Origin of the sequence: Pseudalkalibacillus decolorationis (assembly GCF_024609785.1) — a bacterium.
Classification (GTDB): Bacteria; Bacillota; Bacilli; order Bacillales; family Fictibacillaceae; genus Pseudalkalibacillus; species Pseudalkalibacillus decolorationis.
This window is the reverse complement of sequence record NZ_JANHJQ010000011.1, coordinates 1-18,591: the sequence shown is the minus strand read 5'-3', so window position 1 is coordinate 18,591 and position 18,591 is coordinate 1. Positions and strand designations below refer to the sequence as shown.

Here is an 18,591-nt window from a genome sequence, read left to right as displayed (position 1 = left end):
CTATTGGAGGTTGAATATGAGCAACATTCAATCAGAAGTTGTCACTAGAGAACAAATAGTGAATGAAAAAAAGGAAATTCGATTCTATAATTTCTGGAGAGATTTCCGTAAAAAGAAGCCTGCACTAATTTCTTTATTCTTCATTCTTTTTTTGATAATCACGATGATCATTGGTCCGTATGTTGTACCGTATGAACCTGCAGAACCCGATTATAATAAAGTACTTGAGTCTCCTACACTACAACATATTTTTGGTACGGATGCATTTGGTAGGGATATATTAAGTAGATTAGCAGTAGGAGCAAGAGTAACATTATCTGTCAGTATATCGGCAGTATTGTTAGGTGCGGTAGTTGGAACAATTCTTGGATTGGTGAGTGGCTTTTTCGGTAAATGGGTTGACCGTGCGGTTATGCGGGTATGTGATGTGCTATTTGCATTCCCTGATTTAATTTTAGCGATTGGAATTGTTGCAATTTTAGGGCCTGGTTTAAATAACGTTGTCATTGCTGTTTCCTTTTTTAGTATACCTTCATTTGCTCGTATTGTCCGCAGTGCAACATTAGAGGCAAAAGAAATGCTTTTCGTTGAAGCTACAAGATCTATTGGTGCAAGCAACCGCCGGATTATTTGGAAACACATTTTTCCTGAAACGGTGCCAACCATTATCGTTTACTTTACTATGAAAGTCGGTACAGCAATATTAGCTGCGGCCAGTCTAAGTTTTCTAGGACTAGGAGCAGAGCCCTCTTCTCCGGACTGGGGTGCAATGCTTAGTAAGTCAAGAGATTATATAGATTCATCCTTTCACCTTGTTTTTTTCCCAGGGCTGATTATTTTTTTAACCGTTTTAGCGTTTAATTTGTTAGGTGATGGGCTGAGAGATGTGTTAGACCCTAAAACAAAAGACTAAAGGAGTGTACATGATGGATCAGCTGCTCCAAGTGAAGAATTTAAAAACCGCTTTCAGAACAGACCATGGTATGCAAACTGTTGTACATGGGATTAGCTTTCATGTTAATAAAGGTGAAATAGTTGGGATAGTCGGAGAGTCAGGGTGTGGAAAAAGTGTAACGTCCCTGTCCATCATGAGACTTTTGCATGATACTCCTGGAGAAATTATAGATGGGGAGGTTATTTTTAAAGATCAGAATTTACTTCCACTACCAGAGAAAAAAATGAAAAGTTATCGGGGTAAAGAATTATCAATGATATTTCAGGAACCAATGACATCATTGAATCCGGTTTTAAAAATTGGCAAGCAGCTAAGAGAACCAATTCAACTCCATTTAAAAGTGTCAAAGCCAGATGCGCATCAACATGCGATAAAAATACTAGAATCTGTAGGTATACCACGCGCAAAGGAAATAATGGAAGAATATCCTCATCAGTTATCAGGTGGTATGAGACAAAGAATTATGATTGCGATGGCGGTTTCTTGTAAACCATCTTTATTAATAGCAGATGAACCTACAACAGCATTAGACGTCACCATTCAAGCACAAATATTAAATTTAATGAAAGATATTCAACAACAGAGTAACATGGGGATTTTAATGATTACACATGATTTAGGTGTGGTCGCTGAGGTATGTGATCGTGTCATTGTGATGTATGCTGGAAGAATTGTCGAAGAATCCACTATAGTCGAACTATTTGAGAAACCAAAACACCCTTATACGAAAGGGCTAATTGCATCTGTTCCAAAAATCGGTTCAGGTGTTAACAGGTTACATTCAATCCCAGGAACAGTTCCAAGCCCAACAAACATGCCTATAGGATGTAAGTTTGCACCAAGGTGTAAAGATGTGTTGGATATGTGTCATATAGAAGAGCCGAGTTTAATAGAAAAAGATGGACATTCATGTCGATGCTGGCTATATCAAGACCAAAGACAGGGGGCGATTATAAATGAATGATGAAATATTAATTGATATTAAAAATGTTAAAAAGTATTTCCCTCTCTCAAAAAAGTGGTTTGCTGAGAAAAGGTATGTAAAGGCGGTAGATGGAATCTCATTTTTTATAAAAAAAGGGGAGACGTTTGGATTAGTAGGAGAATCTGGCTGTGGTAAGTCAACTACCGGACGTTTGATCAATGGCTTAATAAAAGTTGATTCTGGCGAGGTCAATTTTAAAGGAACCAACCTAGCAAACGTTTCTGAAAAAAGTTGGAAACAATATCGAAAACCAATGCAAATGGTTTTTCAAGATCCTTATGCCTCCCTCAGTCCACGAATGAAGGTAAAAGATATTTTATTAGAGCCACTATTGATTCACTATCCTAAAATGCCGAGAAATGAGAAAAAAATGCTTGTCACAGAGCTTCTGGAAAAATGCGGAATTAGTGAGTTCCATTTGGATAAGTACCCTCATGAGTTTAGCGGGGGGCAAAGACAAAGAATTGGAATTGCTCGATCATTAATTTTACGTCCTGAACTGATTATTGCTGATGAACCGGTTTCTGCTTTAGATGTTTCGATACAATCCCAAATCTTAAATTTAATGAAGGATTTGCAAGAAGAATTTGGTCTTACATATTTATTTATTTCACATGACCTTAGTGTAGTTGAGCACATTAGTGATAGAGTCGGGGTGATGTACTTAGGAAGCTTAGTAGAGATAGCGACTAAACAACAAATATTTGAAGACCCTAAGCACCCCTATACACAAGCATTATTATCATCCATTCCCCAACCCGATCCTAAGAAAAAGCGTGAATCAGTAATTCTAAGCGGAGAAATTCCAAGCGCTTCCAATCCACCTAGTGGTTGTAAATTCCATACAAGATGTCCAGTTGCTATGGATATTTGTAAAGAAAAGGTGCCCGAATTACAACAACTAGATATAGAACAGAATGTAGCATGTCATTTATATTGATTTAAAAGTTCATATTCAAATCCTCTTAAAGTGCGTGTTCAAAAAGGAGGATAAAAAGAGCCGAGAAGTTCGAGGCGCGAAAAGTCTCGAGGACCGGAACGTATGCTATTAATACGTGAGGACCGAAGAGACCGAGCAACGAAGAAATTCGATAGCTATTTTTACCGGACTTTTTGAACAACCTCTTAAAGGAGTTTTATTGGGTGAATATTACAATCGTTCCTATTAATGATGTTGAATATAAAGAGGATCTTATCGTCCATAGTCGTATGAAGTTTCTGAAAGTCTATCGTAATGCGATTTTTAAAGGAAGTTATACAAGGCGGAGGTTGATTAAAAGTATGATGATTGAAGTTATCGTTCAAAACGGCCAGGAAGCAATTCAAGCCGAGAAGCTCGGAGCAGACAGAATTGAATTAGTATCAGCTATACAGGAGGGCGGCTTAACCCCAAGTTATGGGACTGTAAAGCAAGTGTTGGGAAGTGTATCTATCCCGGTTCAGGTAATGATTCGTCCTCACAGCTATCATTATTGTTACACAGATGGCGATTTGCAAATTATTCGTGAAGATATCAAAAAAGTATTGGAGCTTGGCGGGACAAATATCGTTTTTGGGACGCTGAATAAAAATAACACGATTAATGAACGAATCCTGGAGAATATTATTGGGGTATCCCCGCAATTAGACATTACTTTTCACAGAGCATTTGATGAGGTACCCTCATTAAACGAAGCATATGAAACATTGAATAAATACAAAGAGAATGTTAAACGTATCTTAACTTCAGGTGGCGAAGAGAGTTGTGTGGATGGTAAAAAGAAACTTCGGGACCTTGTAAGTACTGCTAAAAAAAAGGATGGACCTAAAATAATGCCTGGTGCGGGTCTAACGCACGATAATATTCAAGACATTCATAACACGGTAAATGCGGATCAATATCATTTTGGAAAAGCTATAAGGGTGGACCATTCCTTTGCGAATGATTTTGATGAAAATTTGTTTAAGTTCATTAATAATAAACTAAGAGGATAAATATGCTAGATTTATTCAAGACCATTCTGAAATAGGTCATTCCCTTGCGCTTATACTATAGAAAGTATAAAAATACTTTCTATAGTATAAGCGCAACTAAGGCTCAGCCGGCGCCAAAGGCTTGGCTTTGCCCAGTTTTCTTTAAAATACTTTCACTAGTTAAGAAAACTAATAATGCTCCATGTGGTATAATATAGGTTGAAAGGGAGTGACCATTTATGAGGTGCAACCTTTATAACAATGGTGATATTGTCAAAATTCACAAAACTGGTGAGTCAGTAACAATCTTGAAATGGCAATATGTCGAACATATGAAAAGATACTCTTATATAGTTCAAGAACATCCAGGTACATTTTATTTTGAAGAAGAATTTCAAAATGAAAAAACAACAAACAAAAAATAAATTGACAGATAAATTGTAAAAAGACCTCATATTCACCTGGAATATGAGGTCTTTTTACTGTTATGAGTAAATACCAAGTTTCTTTATTGACCTAAACGGGCGCTTACGCTTTTCTTACACGTTAAGAAAGTATAAAAGTTTGCGGCATGGATGTAATGTCCAGCTTCAGCGCCCAGCCACTTGGATCACTTCAGTCCTCCTGCGGCGGCAACAGCCTCCTCGTCGGTCTTCCAGTGACCTTCGTGGCTAAGCAGGGCGCTTGCGCTTTTCTTAAGAGGCATCAGCAGTACGGTTCCGGTTGACAAATCGTTGAATCAAACTAGTTTTCAACTCAATGATTGGTTGCGCGAATGTAATAATCGGTTTGGATGACAATGCTAGTGTTACAACTACCGCGAGTCCAAATAGAACAAGATAATTACCTGTTTCATCAACTAAGCTGTAGAACGGTGTTAGTGAGAATAGTTTAATGATAAATCCGTGTAAAAGGTAAACGTAAAGTGTTCTTCCACCGAGATGTGTGAAAAACATTTTTCTTCTCGGTACAATCGTCATAAAGCTAAACGTTGCAATGAACATTAAGCCATACATCAAGAGTCGCATTACTGCTGCCTGACCTACATCTACCCCAAGTTCTTCATAGGAAGAAGATGCAAGCAACCAATCCTTTGCTTCCTGCGGGAAGAAGAAGAAATAGCTGACAAACATACTAACAAGTAAGACTCCCGCTGCAATTCGTTTTTCAGGTTGTAACAATGCATAGAAATGTTCCTTTTTCAGCAAGAAGCCTAATAAAAAGACTGGGAAGAATACAAAGGTTCTGGATAAGCTTAGGTAAGTACCGATATCCTGAATATAACCCGCAAATACTCCAATCGTAAGTGCGACCCCCATCATTATTGCTGGATGTTTGAAGCGTGCAAACAAGATAAGGAGTACATTCCAAAATACCATGCTTAGTAAAAACCACAATGTCCAATACGGGTCAAAAAGGCTGAAGCTCTCTTCACCATTCTTTACTGTGTAGAACACGAAATAAACCAGTTGAAAAATAAAATATGGAATCAAGATCTTTTTGAAAATCTTCTTTAGATAGCCTTCTTTAAAAATTCCTTTCGAGAAGAATCCCGCTATCATAATAAAAGCAGGCATGTGGAAAGTGTAGACAAAGTTGTATACTGTATATAGTAATTCACTGTTTGATTTGTGTGGACTAATAAAATGCCCAAATACAACAAGGAAAATTAAAATGAATTTTGCATTATCAAAGTAATATTCTCGTTGTTTCGTTTTCATAATCCGTTCCTCCAGATGCTTATATATTTTTGTGCAATAGAATCTGTAAGATCGTTCTATTGTAGAAAGTCGGCTGAAAATAATAATTTACAACTTAAATGGGTCCTAGCCATTCTTTCTTAAGGATGGGTTGCCTGTTCTCTAACATACCCCATCAGATTATGAATCAATCCTCTGTCATTAATTTAATTCGGAATTGTAATCGTTTTGGTGGAGGTTGTAAAAGGTTCTTAATAAAAGGGCATTTTTTGTAACAAACATGTAACGATTAGGATGGATTTATATGGATAAAACGTATTATAAAATAACTTTCAGGGATCAAAATTAAAGTTTGTTTTTCAATAATTTTGTCATTTATTATAAAGTGAATAAATTATTCAATATTGGGTTAAAGATCAAGGAAATAATCAATTTTTATAAAGAATAAATAATACTAACTTTTTGCTACCTTGAAATGATTAGATCAAAGAAATAGGTATATGAAATTAAGAAAATAAAGAAATATCCGACTAATTAATTGGTTTTGGCATGAAATTTGCAAATATAAAAAGACGAAAATAAAAATTAAAGAAGGAGGATTTTATGAACCCAGCCAATTTGAGTACAATTCAAACTAGAAAGTTAGAAAAGAAGGATATACCCCAATTATTACCTCTTATGTATGAATACATTGTCGACTTTTACAAGTGTCCTCGTCCAAGTGAGGGTTCACTTGAAAAGTTAGTGAATCATTTACTTGATAATCCTTCAGAGGGTATTCAGTTTGTTGCGGAGTCGGAAACAAACCAATTAGTTGGATTTGCTACATTATACTTTACGTTTAATACGCTAGAGGCAAAACGAATGGCTTTTTTATATGATTTGTTTGTATCACCCAATACAAGGGGCCAAAAGATCGGTGAAAGACTATTCAAAACTTGTCTTTCTCACATAAGAGAAAATGATTATTCTCATATGACTTGGGAAACTGCGCATGATAATGTAGTTGCTCAAGCATTATATGACAAGATGGGCGCAGATAAGGCTGTTTGGTTAAACTATGAAATAAAGTAGTTAAAAGATTTTCAATGTAAAAAAGGGAATGACTAAGCGTCAATCCCTCTTTTACTATAAAACTATTAACCTAAAATTTGTACTTCGACTGTTTGACGACCCCAGTTAACTGCTGTGTCTAACGATTGGAAATAGAGGTCAATTTCATTTCCGTCAATTCCTCCACCGGTATCTCCAGCAATCGCTCGACCATATCCCTCAACATATACTTCAGTGCCAAGTGGAATTACATCAGGGTCAACTGCGATAACTTTTTGATCAGGATTAGCATTTAAATCAATTCCTGTTGCTGTAACACCTGAACAACCATTACAGTTTGCTGTATAAGCGGTAGCTTCTACTGTAATTGTTTCCGTTGCCTCATCAGCAGGTGCTGTTTCTGAAGCAGGTTCCTCTTTTGGTTCTGGTTCAGCGGGCTCTTTTTTAGGTTCCGGCTCAGCAGCTTCTTCCTTTGGTTCTGTAGATGCTGCTACTGAATCTCCTTTAAGGTTGAATAAAGCTGCTTTTGTTACTGGACCTGCAATACCATCTATATTAAGATCGTTCTTTTCTTGAAAATCAATAACAGCTTGCTCTGTGATTGATCCGTATATACCATCAATATGGTAGTTATATAGTTTTAACTCAGCTAAGTATTTTTGAAGATGAGCAACTGCTTTACCGCGATCGCCTTTTTCTAATAGAGAAGTAGCTTCCTCCAGTACTTCAGCTGTCTCTTCATTCACTTGTCCAGTTGGTGTGATTCCATAATCTTCTTGGAATGCCTTAACACCGTTATAAGTAATATCTCCAAAGAAACCAGTTGATTTATGGTAGTCGAAGAATCCAATCTCTTTTAGGTCCTGTTGTAGTGTGTGAACATCGTCATGCCACATGTCCTTCTTCAGCGGGGTTTCAAGGTCCACTGCTTGTGTTGCAGCTGGTGCAAGTACAGCTGTGCCTGCAATTGCTGCAGTAAGTACCATTCTTTTTAGCATATAGAATGTTCCCTCCTTTTATGTTGAAACGCTTGTTATGCGTCCCATTTGCACATTCTACTAGCACAATGTAACATGACAATAATAAAACGATTACAAGCTCATTACGATTTAAAGACATGTCATTTTAGCATTGTCATAGTCCCAAAAGTAAGGTAAGATACCTTTAATTTACAACAAATTTGTAGTAGTAGGAGTTTGCGTAGGGGGTTCACAATGAAAAAATGGAAACGACCGTCCAAATGGGTACTCGTTGGAGTTCTATCAATCTTATTTATCCTGGTAATAGGTGGCTGGACCAGTTTGTCGTTGTTAAAAGATGTTAATGATGAAAAAGCATCATCGCTTGCAGAAGCAAAAGAACTCGGTAAAGTTAGAGCTGCATCTAGCGAAACTATTTTTGTGAATTCGGATAAAGAAGGAGAAATACACGCTGAAATAGGTCAAATGCATAACTATTTGAATGATTTACTTGGATGGGGAGCCTGGCAATCTGTTAATCCGGATAAGATGCAGGAGGAATTGGAAACAAAGCACAACTATATTGTAGAAACTCTAGTTCCTGAAACAAAAGGTACCTTGAAGAAAGATCTATTACGTGCTGCAAATGGGATACAAAAGGCTCTTGAAACAAATAAGGTGAAAAGTATGTTTGATACACATAGAATCTTTCATGATCTGGACGTGGTGATGAATGATATTGTCGTTGAGGATTATTGGGGAGTTACTGAAACCTTCGGAGCCACAAGTCCTTAATCGTAATAAAATTGTCATTTTTATCCTGTCCACTTTCCATTAATCTATGATAAAGTGTCAAGGTACGTGTTAAGGTTACATGGAGGGTGAGAATCTATGTTTAAAATATTGCTAATAACAATTTTGATTATCATTTTCGTCCTTGTTATTTTTTCTGTCGCCATTTCGAAGGGTTATTCATATAAACATACGGTTGATCCGATTGATAGTGATCAAAACCATGATAGAAATGGTGAAGATGAGGACAAGTTCAACGGATAAAGGCAGACTTTAATAAGTTTAAAAGTGTTTAGATTGGCTGTATACTTCAGTCAATCTTTTTATTTTGCTTTTTTTGCACATTAAGAACGGGGGAATAATAAATAATTAAAGAGGTGATTCTTTGAAAACAATCGTATTAGATCCAGGTCATGGCGGACAAGATACTGGAGCAACGTATCGACAGTATCGTGAAAAGGACTTTAATCTTGAGGTCGCATTGTTGGTGCGGAACTATTTATTAGAATCTTACTCGGCAAATGTATTGATGACACGAACGACAGATAAAACATTAACGCTCGCTGAACGGACTGAAATTGCTAATGATAAAAATGCGAACTTTTTCTGTTCTATTCATCACAATGCAGCGGGTGGTAGAGGATTTGAGAGCTATATTTATAGCGGTTCTGTTCCAGATAGCACAAAACGGATTCAAGACATCGTCCATCAAGAGGTTTATTATGCCATCGATCAATATGGTGTTGTGAACCGTGGACAGAAACGTGCAAACTTTTTTGTGTTACGAAACACGGAAATGGACGCTCTTCTTTTGGAGATCTTATTCATCGATAATGAACAAGATCTTCAATTGATATTAAATGATGAGTTCGTAAATGATGTTGCTAAAGCAGTTGCACAAGGTATCGCAAAGGCACTTTCATTACCTCGGAAAACGACAAAGCCTCCTGCAGGAAAAGTATTGTATAAAGTGATTGCGGGGTCTTTTAATGAAGAGGTGAACGCAGAAGAGCGCGTTGCATTTTTAAAGGATAAAGGTGTCGATGCTTGGATCTATCCTGTAACAATTGAGGGGCAGTTATTTTACCGAGTACAGGCTGGGGCTTTTGCAGAGAAAGAAAATGCACTCGAACAGGAGGTTAAAATTCAGCAGCTCGGTATTACCGATGCTTTCCTCGTGACTGAAGGAACATCGGAACCACCAGAGTCAGATAAACCAAGTAACCCTGAACCAGTCAAAGGCTTTTCCATTCTAGGACCGACACTATTGAGGCCTGAAACACTTCATCAATTTTTGGAAAGGGTAAACCCAAATGCTCCTGATTTAGCAGCACTTTACGTCGAATTAAGTCGGGTTTATGGTATTCGTGGTGATGTGGCATTTGCACAAGCCGTTCATGAAACGAACTATTTCCGTTTTACAGGTGTTGTTCAGCCTGGCCAGAATAATTACGCAGGTATTGGTGCGACTGGACCGAATGAACCGGGAGCAACATTTGCCACACCAAAAGAGGGTGTCCTAGCGCACTTACAGCATCTATTTGCTTATGCATCTACAGAACAGCCTCCATCTGAATTTGAAATCGTTGACCCTCGCTTTTCCTTAGTGAAACGCGGCTCAGCTAAAACGTGGATCCAACTCAATGGCAAGTGGGCAGTACCAGGCACCACTTACGGCCAACAAATCCTTGATTTATATGAAAGAATGCTCCAATTAGAAATTGAGTTAGTGAATGCACATATCGATCAACTTGAAAAGGCGAAACAACAATTGGATTAACAACATAATATTAAGTATCGCGGTAAAAATCCACTTTTCGCGGCATAAAACCTAGTATAGCGGCAAAATCTACTTTATCGCGGTAAATCTCCCATTGCCGCGGCAAAAACAATTTTTCCGCGGCAAAGTACCTTATTTGGAGAAGAACTAATATCTTATCTGTGTATGTACTCATCTCAAGCACGAAAACAGGCGACTATCCTGATTAGTGTTACAATTAAAGGTATGATATCGCAGTTTTAAGTGAGCTAAGGGATGAGCAGCATGAAAAATTGGAGACGCAGTGCACGATTTTTATGGTTGTGTAATTTTATAATAGTAGCAGCGATGACAATGGTTCTTCCATTTTTACCGTTATTTTTGGAAGAACTAGGGGTCACGAATGAGAAGCACCTGAGTATTTGGACAGGTGCCATTTTTTCTGCCGCTTTTTTATCTGGGGCAATAATGGCTCCAATATGGGGCATTTTTGCGGATAAATATGGGCAAAAGGCGAATTTAGTACGAGCGGGAATTGGAATGGGAATTATGACTTTCCTAATGGCGTTTGCATCGGGGCCTTGGATGCTTCTGGGTTTACGGTTTTGTATGGGTTTTTTCTCTGGCTTTATTACAGTTTCCTTTTCCTATCTATCGAGAATTACTCCAAAGGAACATACTGGAGCAGCACTCGGCATGCTGCAAACCGGTGGGATTTCCGGTGGAATAATTGGACCTCTAATTGGGGGCACATTGTCAGACCTCTTTGGCTTTCGCCCGGTTTTTGCTGTAACTGGAGTTAGTATTTTAATGGCTCTACTCCTCGTCGTTTTTCTAATTCCAAAGGACGAACCTCTTCAGACGACAAAAGGGAAAAGTGGAACGTTTATGGATGTTCTCCGCCAGAAGGAACTTCTCGTGTTATTTGCCGCAACGTTTCTTTTACAGGCAGCTATGTTGAGCACGAATTCGATGATGACTATTTTTGTAACGGAAATTGTTACGAATCCTGAAAATATAGCGTTCCTTTCCGGTCTAGCCGCTTCGATCCTTGGAATAGCGACAATAATCGGTTCTCCTTATCTCGGCAGATTAGGCGATCGAGTGGGGCATGTGAAAATGCTGCCCGGAGTTATGTTGGTAAGTGGGATCCTATTCTTTCCCCAACTTTGGACCGATCATGTGTATGCTTTATATGCGTGGCGTTTCTTGCAAGGACTTATATTGGGAGGTGTCTGGCCAGCACTTCAAACGTTAATCCATAAAAAGACACCAGAAACGATCCAAGGAAGAGCATTTGGAGTGACAGCCAGTTGCCGATTTTTAGGAAACTTGATTGGACCAATTATTGGAGGGTGGATTTCAGGAGGACTTGCTACCGCTTATGTATTCGGCTTTGCAGGTATTCTTCTTATCATAGGAAGTGTTCTTGTGAAATTCGGGTTACACGAGACATAGTTGCTCAATTCATGTAAATTCGAATATAGAACATAAAAAAATGTTTAATGTAGAAATTTTATCAAATAATAAAATAAATAATAGTAGGGAGGTACATTATGGAACAAGAAGAAAAATGGAAAACTGCTGCTATCTCAATGGCAAGCGATTTAAAGGTACAGACTTTTGGTGGAGCGGAAAAGGTAACCCAAACTGTAGAAGATATGGAAAATGTTCAAGCGATTATTAGTGATTGGAATGCTATGTCAAAGAAATCGGCAAATCTTACAATTGAAAAATATGGTTCTCCGAATGAAGCGATTCCAAGCCGATTAATCTGGTACAACAACGCACCGTGGAAACGGACTATTGTCTATCGTGATGAAATCCCACATGATTTTCCTCAACCCCATACCGATGTTATCGAGCAAGTTATTAATTATAACGTCCCCAAAGAGATGTTTAATGAGCTTGCCAAGTTTGATGGTAGTATAATCGTTGAAAAGACAAGGGGTGAGGTATCTTCCCGCTGTGATATGGAGGCTGCCAATTTTACTGCGATTAACGTAATGCACGATATTTGTACAGGAAAGTTAAATGCCGAAAAAGGACGCGAACTTCTCTGTGAAGTTATGTCGGCTCATATGATGAATAGACCAGCACCTTATGCGGAGAAACTTCAATTTGATGTCCAAACAGAAGAAAAATTCGATACGGACACAGTTATGATTGCCGATGAAATGGTTGAACAAGCGATTGAAAAAGGTAAAGATATGGTTAACCCTAACCAAGATATTAACTATCATTAATATATGGCTCTGTGTCCTCTAAAACTGTCGGAAACCTCCACAGTTTTTTAGTTTCCCCTAATAAGACTTGTGTTTCTTTTACACGTTAAGAAAGTATAAAAATACTTTCTATAGTATAAGTGCAACTACGGCGATCACCTGCTCTAAGGCTTGGCGCTAGCCACTTTAGAAGTATCCTGTCCCGTTAGTTAAGTAGAAACCTTCACAATCTCAATAGGGTAAAACCTATTGAGATACAATCAAATCACCTCTAAATTAGGCTTCAAAATCTCTCATAAAACTTCTACCAAAATCTAATCGTTGTAAATCCTCTCTTCCTGATGCTATACTACACGATTATCTAAAAAAATGTGTGAGTGTGATTCAATACTTCTTGGAGTATGTAAGAGACCATGGCACGGGAAGTATGTTAGGTACTTTCTTATTTCTTGATACGTATTTTAAACAATATTTAAATGGTTGGATGTAAGCCTGATTACAGATTGGATTTACAATATTCGTTATCATAGGGTTATCTCAGTGTTGAAGGGTTGATGAAATGAAAAAATATTGGGGTATCTTGATAGGGCTATTGGTTTTATTATTGATAACAGCTTGTTCAAATAATACGAATCCTACACAAACCTCCAAAGAATTAATGAAGAAAGATTGGTCAGAGATTGAAAAGGATGTAAAAGGTACGAAGGTAAGAATTTATATGTGGGGTGGTGATGAAGGGATCAATCAGTACATGGATGAGTGGGTGGCACCACGATTAAAAAAACAATTCGGAATCACTTTGGAACGTGTTCCTATGGATGCACCTGAATTTCTAAAAAAACTAATGAATGAAAAGAAAGCAAATCATACTGAAGGAAACATGGACATTATTTGGATCAATGGCGAAAATTTTAAAAATGCAAAAGAAAATGATTTATTATTCGGCCCTTTTGCTAACCAGTTACCAAATGTGAAAAAATATGTAGATACAGAAGCATTAGATGTTAAATATGATTTTGGTACGAAAGTTGATGGTATGGAAGCACCATGGGGGAAAGTTCAGTTCGTCTATCAATACGATCAAGCCAAAGTACCAAACCCACCAAAAACATTCGCAGAATTAAAAAAGTGGATAAAGGAGAACCCCGGCAAATTTACCTATCCAGACCCAACAGACTTCACAGGAAACGCGTTTTTACGCCAAATATTTTATGAATCGGTTGGTGATGTACAAACGATATTAGATAAAGGATATGATGAACAGTTTGCAGCAGAAAATAGTAAGAAAATGTGGGAGTACCTTAATGAAATTGAACCGTATTTATGGCGACAAGGTAAAACTTATCCCAATGATTTAACAGAGCTTGACCGTCTTTACAGTCAAGGGGAAGTGTACATGACAATGGGCTATAATGAAGCTCGTGCCGAAAGCTTTATCGATAAAGGAATTTTTCCCGAAACAACTAAAACGTTCGTACTAGAATCTGGTTCAATTGGGAATACACATTTCTTAGCAATCCCTTTTAACAGTCCGAATAAAGAGGGGGCATTGACAGCCATAAATTTCTTACTTTCTCCAGATGCTCAATTAACGAAATTAGAGCCTACCTATTGGGGAGAAAATATGTCTTTAGATCCTAAAGCTCTTTCGGAAAAAGATCAAGCGAGACTAAACTCCATTCATCGAGGGGACTCCGTTTTACCTGCAGAAACGTTAAAACAATATTTACAGCCAGAAGTAAATGCTCAATATGTAACGTGGTTGAAGGAGAATTGGATCAATGAAGTGGTACAAGAAAAGTAAACCATATGTAATGATTGGACCAGCACTTCTGCTGATCATCATTCTTGTAGGCTATGGTTTAGTGATGGCATTTTTAGAAAGTATTCAATATAATCATTCACCTAGCCTGCAAGTCTATCAACAACTTTTGCAACAAAAAAGTTTTGTCGATTCATTTCTATATAGTTTTCGTACATCTTTAATTTCAACACTTTTATCTGTAATAATTGGCCTCGTTCTTGTTAGAATAACTTACCCGTTATTAAAGCGATCGTTTCCTAAGCTCATGGCATGGTTACCAATGCTATTCCCTCACTTTGTTTGGGGTTATATGCTGTTTCTTCTCTTTTCGCAAACTGGTTTTTTATCTTCTTTATTAAACGTTATCGAGATAATAAAGGAGCCAGCAGACTTTCCGATATTATTTAAAGAGTCGTTAGGGGTAGGAATAATTCTGACTTATATATGGAAAGAGGTACCTTTTGTTATTCTCATGCTGTTACCTGTGTACGAACAACTTTCTCAAACCGGACGAGAACTCGTTTATACATTAGGTGGAAGAGACTGGGCTGTGTTCAGGCATGTGGAATGGCCTTATGTATTTCCTGTATTACTAGAAACCTTTTTTATCATCTTTGCATTTGTATTTTCTGCCTACGAGGTACCAGCTTTAATGGGGGCAACATACCCGAAAATGGTATCCGTTTTGAGTTATGATTGGTTTTTTAGTTCAGATTGGACAAAACAGTCCTATGCATTTGCAGCGATGATGGTAACCACAGTAACGATAGTAGCATTTGTTTGGATTGCATTTGCAGTAACAAAAAAAAATAGGCTTCATCTTAATCAAACTTATGGAGATGGGATAAGAAATATAGAGCCAGTACGGTTTTCTAAAATAATATTTTTATGTATTACATTGGTGACAATTGTCCCTTCTCTTCTTGTTATATTAACAAGTTTTGTTCGTAGATGGAAGTTTGGACACCTCTGGCCAGATTGTCTCTGTATAAGAGCATGGCACATACTATTGAATTATGAACCTCAGCTTTGGGAGGCTGTTTATACATCAATAGGAATCAGTCTTCTAGTCTTACTTATTAATTTGCTAATTGGTTTACCAGCAGCAAAAGGATTAGCTTTTTATGTATTTAAAGGAAAGACCACAATGGAAACGATCCTTTTGTCTCCTATCTTAATACCAACACTAGCAGTATCAATGGGAATTCATCTTACTTTTATCAGATTAGGACTTGCTAATCAATTGGCAGGAGTTGTAATCGTCCATTTACTTCCTACTCTACCTTATACGATAAAAATCCTTCGAGCTGGATTTGAAAGAATAGGTAAGAAGCAAGAAGAGCAGGCTGTTTCCCTTGGTGCATCACCCTTTCACGTGTTTTATTCCATCTACTTGCCACAGCTTATGCCAAGTATTCGAAGCACCGTCTTTCTAGTCACTGTGATTTCATTAGGACAGTATTTGCTAACGGCATTCATTGGTGGTGGAAGTGTAATCACATTAGCAATATTATACTTTCCATTTTTCCAATCAGCCGATGATGCGATTATTGCAAGCTTTTCTGTTTTGTTTGCCCTTATTCCCGTTGTTATATGGATCGTATTTGAAGTATTTCTGCGAGTAATTATCTTATATCGAACTAGGTGATAGTATGATATCTAATTATATTGAACTTAATAATTTAACAAAATATTATAATAAACAACCTATTTTTAACATCCCACATATATCCATTGAGAAAGGTGAAATCGTCTCAATTGTCGGTCCTTCTGGAACCGGAAAATCCACTTTATTACGCATAATAGCAGGATTAGTAGAACCAGATTCAGGTGAAATATTCATAGACGGTTATTCCATGGATAGGATCTCCCCTCAGAAACGACCTGCTGTCTATATGTTTCAAGAGTCTCTGCTATTTCCACATATGAACGTAATTGAAAACATTGCTTTTGGATTGAAAATGGCAAATGTAAAAAAGAAAGATCGCTCAAAATGGAGTGAAAATATGCTTAGAAAAGTAGGGCTAGAGGGATTTCAAACGCGGTTTCCCCATGAAATATCCGGTGGGCAAAAGCAACGAGTTGCTCTGGCAATGTCACTGATCGTGAAGCCAAAAGTTCTCCTACTAGATGAACCATTCTCAAATCTTGATTCAGAATTGAGAAAGGAAACAAGAAGATGGATTAAACAGTTATTAAAAGATGAAGGAATGACCGTTTTATTTGTTACACATGACTTAGAAGAAGCGATGGCAATTGGAGATCGCGTCGCCATTTTGGCAGATGGTTTATTTCAGCAATTCGCACATCCAAAAGAGTTATATGAATCACCTGCTAATCATTTTGTATCAACTTTTCTTCAAGCTGGCATTTGGTCAAATGATCGTTTTATTTCAGTAAATAGGCTAGCTATTTCAGCAGAAAGACCGATTGGACTAGAAGGTACGTGGGAAGCAGAAGTCATCGAAAATTATTACCAAGATGGAAAATACCACCTTGTCGTGCGTCTATCGGAATCCGAAGATTTGTTGACAATTGAAATTGATAAGGAAGTTGATTTAGGAAAATCTATCTTTTTGTATATAAAGTAACAAATGATTACTCTTTCTTGTTTCATTTTGAAAACGAATGTTTAGTCAAAAAAAATGGAGGGCTTAGATGAATAAGTATGATGTCATTGTTATCGGAGGAGGAGCCGGTGGTTTAACTGTAGCATCTGGTGCCAGCTCCCTAGGAGCAAAAGTGGCGTTAATTGAAAAAGAGAAGCATCTTGGTGGAGACTGTCTTCATGTTGGGTGTGTTCCTTCAAAAGCGTTTATTCAAGCTTCAAAAGAAATTTATTCAGCAAGGGTAAATGCTTCAAGTCTAGGTCTTGAAGTAACCGGTCACGTTAGTCTAAAGAAAGTAAATGAACGTGTTCAACAGTCCATTGCAACAATACAAGAACACGATAGTGATGAACGACTTTCAAGCATGGGGATTGATTTATATAAAGGGTTAGGGCGATTCACCTCAAATCATACTGTTGATATTAATGGGAAAGAGATTTATGGTAAGAGAATTGTCATTTCAACAGGTTCACGTCCATTTGTTCCAGCAATTGAGGGATTAAAGGAAGCAGGGTACTGGACAAATGAGCAAATTTTTCATCAAGAGAACCTTCCAAAAGAATTACTTGTCATCGGAGGGGGGCCGATTGGATTAGAACTTTCACAAGCCATGGCACGGTTAGGTGCACAGGTGACAGTTGTTGAAAGAAATAAAACCCTTTTAAATAATGAAGATGATGCTGTTCAAAAAATTGCATTAGATGTGTTAGAACATGAACTATCTATTTGGTTTAACTCGGATGTTAGAGAAGTCGAAATGAAAGAGGGAAAAAAAGTCGTTACCATTAATAAAAACGGTGAAATGACACAACTGACTGTAGATGAAATTTTAGTGGCGGTTGGTCGTTTGCCTAATAGTGATCACCTTCAGCTAGAGAAAGCAGGGATTAAGAAGGATAGACGTGGCTTTATACCAACGAATGAAAAATTACAAACGAATATTTCACACATCTATGCGATTGGTGACCTTAATGGAAAATTTCTATTTACTCATGTAGCAGGAGAAGAAGGGAAAATTGTTGTACAAAATGCAGTTCTTGGAATTCCTAAAATAATGAGCTATGAACAAATTCCATGGATAATATATACGGATCCAGAAATTTGTCATATTGGTTTAACGGAAAAAGAAGCAATAAAAAAAATAAAGGGTATTTCTATTTATGAAATTCCTCTTGGAGAAGTAGATCGCTTCCTTGCAGACCATGCACCCAATGGAACCGTTAAGATTATCACGGATTCTAAAGCGAAAATTGTAGGCGCACATGGCATTGGGAAAGGGGCAGGTGATTGGATGCAAACCGTTATCTTTGCAATGAAACAAGGAAACAAGATTGGGGACCTCTCAAAAATGATGTACCCATATCCAAATCATGCTGCAGCCCTCCAACGTACAGCCGATTTATACTGGAGAGAAAAGTTATTTAAGGGTCCGATTCCTAAACTAACTAAGAAATATATTCAATGGTTTAGATAAATAAAGTCTCACTGTGTGGGTGATTACAGTGGGACTTGCTTACATGTTAAGAAAGTATAAAAATACTTTCTATAGTATAAGCGCAACTAAGACTCAGCCTGCGCCAAGGCTTGGCTTTGCCAAGTTTTCTTTACACGTTAAGAAAGTATAGAGCGTCCGAGCATAGGTGATATTCCATAATGGGTGGGAACCCCATCAGGTAAGAACTAGCCATTCACCTGTAGCGAGTCTTGGAGGGTTGGAGGTAACTCCTATCTTTAAGCGTAGACAGCAAGACAGTGGGCCGAAAACCAAATGGCTGAAGGGATGGAGCCCCGAAAACT

The 18,591-nt window shown here is 37.7% G+C and carries 17 protein-coding genes; 15 read left to right on the top strand and 2 right to left on the bottom strand.

Annotated elements, in window-relative coordinates; genetic code table 11:
* Nucleotides 1-16: 16 nt before the first annotated feature.
* The 5 genes from NON16_RS11940 (at nucleotide 17) to NON16_RS11920 (ending at nucleotide 4,318) form a co-directional block, all read left to right on the top strand.
* On the top strand, nucleotides 17-913 hold the full coding sequence (locus NON16_RS11940) for an ABC transporter permease (RefSeq protein ID WP_257349292.1): 897 nt from the start codon (nucleotides 17-19) through the stop codon (nucleotides 911-913).
* Nucleotides 914-923: 10 nt separating this feature from the next.
* Nucleotides 924-1,919: an ABC transporter ATP-binding protein gene (locus NON16_RS11935; RefSeq protein ID WP_308216606.1), complete on the top strand. Its 996-nt coding sequence runs from the start codon at nucleotides 924-926 to the stop codon at nucleotides 1,917-1,919.
* A complete protein-coding gene (locus NON16_RS11930) occupies nucleotides 1,912-2,880 on the top strand; it encodes an ABC transporter ATP-binding protein (protein ID WP_257349288.1) in 969 nt (322 codons plus the stop codon). Before NON16_RS11935 ends, NON16_RS11930 begins: the two co-directional genes overlap by 8 nt.
* Before the next feature lie 203 nt (nucleotides 2,881-3,083).
* Nucleotides 3,084-3,914 carry a copper homeostasis protein CutC gene (locus NON16_RS11925; RefSeq protein ID WP_257349287.1) on the top strand — a complete coding sequence of 277 codons (831 nt, stop codon included), beginning with the start codon at nucleotides 3,084-3,086 and terminating at the stop codon, nucleotides 3,912-3,914.
* 218 nt (nucleotides 3,915-4,132) lie between these two features.
* Nucleotides 4,133-4,318 carry a hypothetical protein gene (locus NON16_RS11920; protein WP_257349286.1) on the top strand — a complete coding sequence of 62 codons (186 nt, stop codon included), beginning with the start codon at nucleotides 4,133-4,135 and terminating at the stop codon, nucleotides 4,316-4,318.
* Between the two features lie 270 nt (nucleotides 4,319-4,588).
* Here NON16_RS11920 and NON16_RS11915 read toward each other — a convergent pair whose 3' ends face one another.
* Nucleotides 4,589-5,614, bottom strand: a complete 1,026-nt coding sequence (locus NON16_RS11915; protein WP_257349285.1) for an acyltransferase family protein — start codon at nucleotides 5,612-5,614, stop codon at nucleotides 4,589-4,591.
* Between the two features lie 582 nt (nucleotides 5,615-6,196).
* Here NON16_RS11915 and NON16_RS11910 point away from each other — a divergent pair.
* Nucleotides 6,197-6,667: a GNAT family N-acetyltransferase gene (locus NON16_RS11910; protein WP_257349284.1), complete on the top strand. Its 471-nt coding sequence runs from the start codon at nucleotides 6,197-6,199 to the stop codon at nucleotides 6,665-6,667.
* Nucleotides 6,668-6,732: 65 nt separating this feature from the next.
* Here the strand turns inward: NON16_RS11910 and NON16_RS11905 are convergent, their stop codons facing one another.
* Complete coding sequence (locus NON16_RS11905) at nucleotides 6,733-7,644, bottom strand: peptidoglycan-binding protein (RefSeq protein ID WP_257349283.1); 912 nt, start codon at nucleotides 7,642-7,644, stop codon at nucleotides 6,733-6,735.
* A 216-nt stretch (nucleotides 7,645-7,860) separates the two neighbouring features.
* Between NON16_RS11905 and NON16_RS11900 the strand changes: the two genes are divergently transcribed.
* The 9 genes from NON16_RS11900 (at nucleotide 7,861) to NON16_RS11860 (ending at nucleotide 18,268) form a co-directional block, all read left to right on the top strand.
* Nucleotides 7,861-8,400: a hypothetical protein gene (locus NON16_RS11900; protein WP_257349282.1), complete on the top strand. Its 540-nt coding sequence runs from the start codon at nucleotides 7,861-7,863 to the stop codon at nucleotides 8,398-8,400.
* A gap of 96 nt (nucleotides 8,401-8,496) precedes the next feature.
* Nucleotides 8,497-8,661 (top strand): YtzI protein, encoded by a 165-nt coding sequence (gene ytzI, locus NON16_RS11895; RefSeq protein ID WP_257349281.1) that lies wholly within the window; start codon nucleotides 8,497-8,499, stop codon nucleotides 8,659-8,661.
* Between the two features lie 121 nt (nucleotides 8,662-8,782).
* Complete coding sequence (locus NON16_RS11890; RefSeq protein WP_257349280.1) at nucleotides 8,783-10,177, top strand: N-acetylmuramoyl-L-alanine amidase; 1,395 nt, start codon at nucleotides 8,783-8,785, stop codon at nucleotides 10,175-10,177.
* Between the two features lie 264 nt (nucleotides 10,178-10,441).
* Nucleotides 10,442-11,614 carry an MFS transporter gene (locus NON16_RS11885; protein WP_257349278.1) on the top strand — a complete coding sequence of 391 codons (1,173 nt, stop codon included), beginning with the start codon at nucleotides 10,442-10,444 and terminating at the stop codon, nucleotides 11,612-11,614.
* Nucleotides 11,615-11,712: 98 nt separating this feature from the next.
* Complete coding sequence (locus tag NON16_RS11880) at nucleotides 11,713-12,402, top strand: hypothetical protein (protein WP_257349277.1); 690 nt, start codon at nucleotides 11,713-11,715, stop codon at nucleotides 12,400-12,402.
* A gap of 538 nt (nucleotides 12,403-12,940) precedes the next feature.
* Entirely contained in the window at nucleotides 12,941-14,185 is a 1,245-nt protein-coding gene (locus NON16_RS11875; protein ID WP_257349276.1) for an ABC transporter substrate-binding protein, read from the top strand.
* Nucleotides 14,163-15,833: an ABC transporter permease gene (locus NON16_RS11870; RefSeq protein WP_257349275.1), complete on the top strand. Its 1,671-nt coding sequence runs from the start codon at nucleotides 14,163-14,165 to the stop codon at nucleotides 15,831-15,833. The genes NON16_RS11875 and NON16_RS11870 overlap by 23 nt, the downstream gene beginning before the upstream one ends.
* A 4-nt stretch (nucleotides 15,834-15,837) precedes the next feature.
* On the top strand, nucleotides 15,838-16,776 hold the full coding sequence (locus NON16_RS11865) for an ABC transporter ATP-binding protein (RefSeq protein ID WP_257349274.1): 939 nt from the start codon (nucleotides 15,838-15,840) through the stop codon (nucleotides 16,774-16,776).
* Between the two features lie 67 nt (nucleotides 16,777-16,843).
* The gene (locus NON16_RS11860) at nucleotides 16,844-18,268 is read left to right on the top strand and encodes a dihydrolipoyl dehydrogenase family protein (RefSeq protein WP_257349273.1); all 1,425 of its coding nucleotides are present in this window, start codon (nucleotides 16,844-16,846) and stop codon (nucleotides 18,266-18,268) included.
* The last annotated feature ends 323 nt before the right edge of the window (nucleotides 18,269-18,591 follow it).

Excerpts from the sequence above, each read along its gene's own strand:
- NON16_RS11940 (WP_257349292.1), top strand. The coding sequence starts at position 17 with ATGAGCAACATTCAATCAGAAGTTGTCACTAGAGAACAAATAGTGAAT.
- NON16_RS11935 (WP_308216606.1), top strand. The coding sequence starts at position 924 with ATGATGGATCAGCTGCTCCAAGTGAAGAATTTAAAAACCGCTTTCAGA.
- NON16_RS11930 (WP_257349288.1), top strand. The coding sequence starts at position 1,912 with ATGAATGATGAAATATTAATTGATATTAAAAATGTTAAAAAGTATTTC.
- NON16_RS11920 (WP_257349286.1), top strand. The coding sequence starts at position 4,133 with ATGAGGTGCAACCTTTATAACAATGGTGATATTGTCAAAATTCACAAA.
- NON16_RS11915 (WP_257349285.1), bottom strand. The coding sequence starts at position 5,614 with ATGAAAACGAAACAACGAGAATATTACTTTGATAATGCAAAATTCATT.
- NON16_RS11910 (WP_257349284.1), top strand. The coding sequence starts at position 6,197 with ATGAACCCAGCCAATTTGAGTACAATTCAAACTAGAAAGTTAGAAAAG.
- NON16_RS11905 (WP_257349283.1), bottom strand. The coding sequence starts at position 7,644 with ATGCTAAAAAGAATGGTACTTACTGCAGCAATTGCAGGCACAGCTGTA.
- NON16_RS11900 (WP_257349282.1), top strand. The coding sequence starts at position 7,861 with ATGAAAAAATGGAAACGACCGTCCAAATGGGTACTCGTTGGAGTTCTA.
- ytzI (WP_257349281.1), top strand. The coding sequence starts at position 8,497 with ATGTTTAAAATATTGCTAATAACAATTTTGATTATCATTTTCGTCCTT.
- NON16_RS11885 (WP_257349278.1), top strand. The coding sequence starts at position 10,442 with ATGAAAAATTGGAGACGCAGTGCACGATTTTTATGGTTGTGTAATTTT.
- NON16_RS11880 (WP_257349277.1), top strand. The coding sequence starts at position 11,713 with ATGGAACAAGAAGAAAAATGGAAAACTGCTGCTATCTCAATGGCAAGC.
- NON16_RS11875 (WP_257349276.1), top strand. The coding sequence starts at position 12,941 with ATGAAAAAATATTGGGGTATCTTGATAGGGCTATTGGTTTTATTATTG.
- NON16_RS11870 (WP_257349275.1), top strand. The coding sequence starts at position 14,163 with ATGAAGTGGTACAAGAAAAGTAAACCATATGTAATGATTGGACCAGCA.
- NON16_RS11865 (WP_257349274.1), top strand. The coding sequence starts at position 15,838 with ATGATATCTAATTATATTGAACTTAATAATTTAACAAAATATTATAAT.
- NON16_RS11860 (WP_257349273.1), top strand. The coding sequence starts at position 16,844 with ATGAATAAGTATGATGTCATTGTTATCGGAGGAGGAGCCGGTGGTTTA.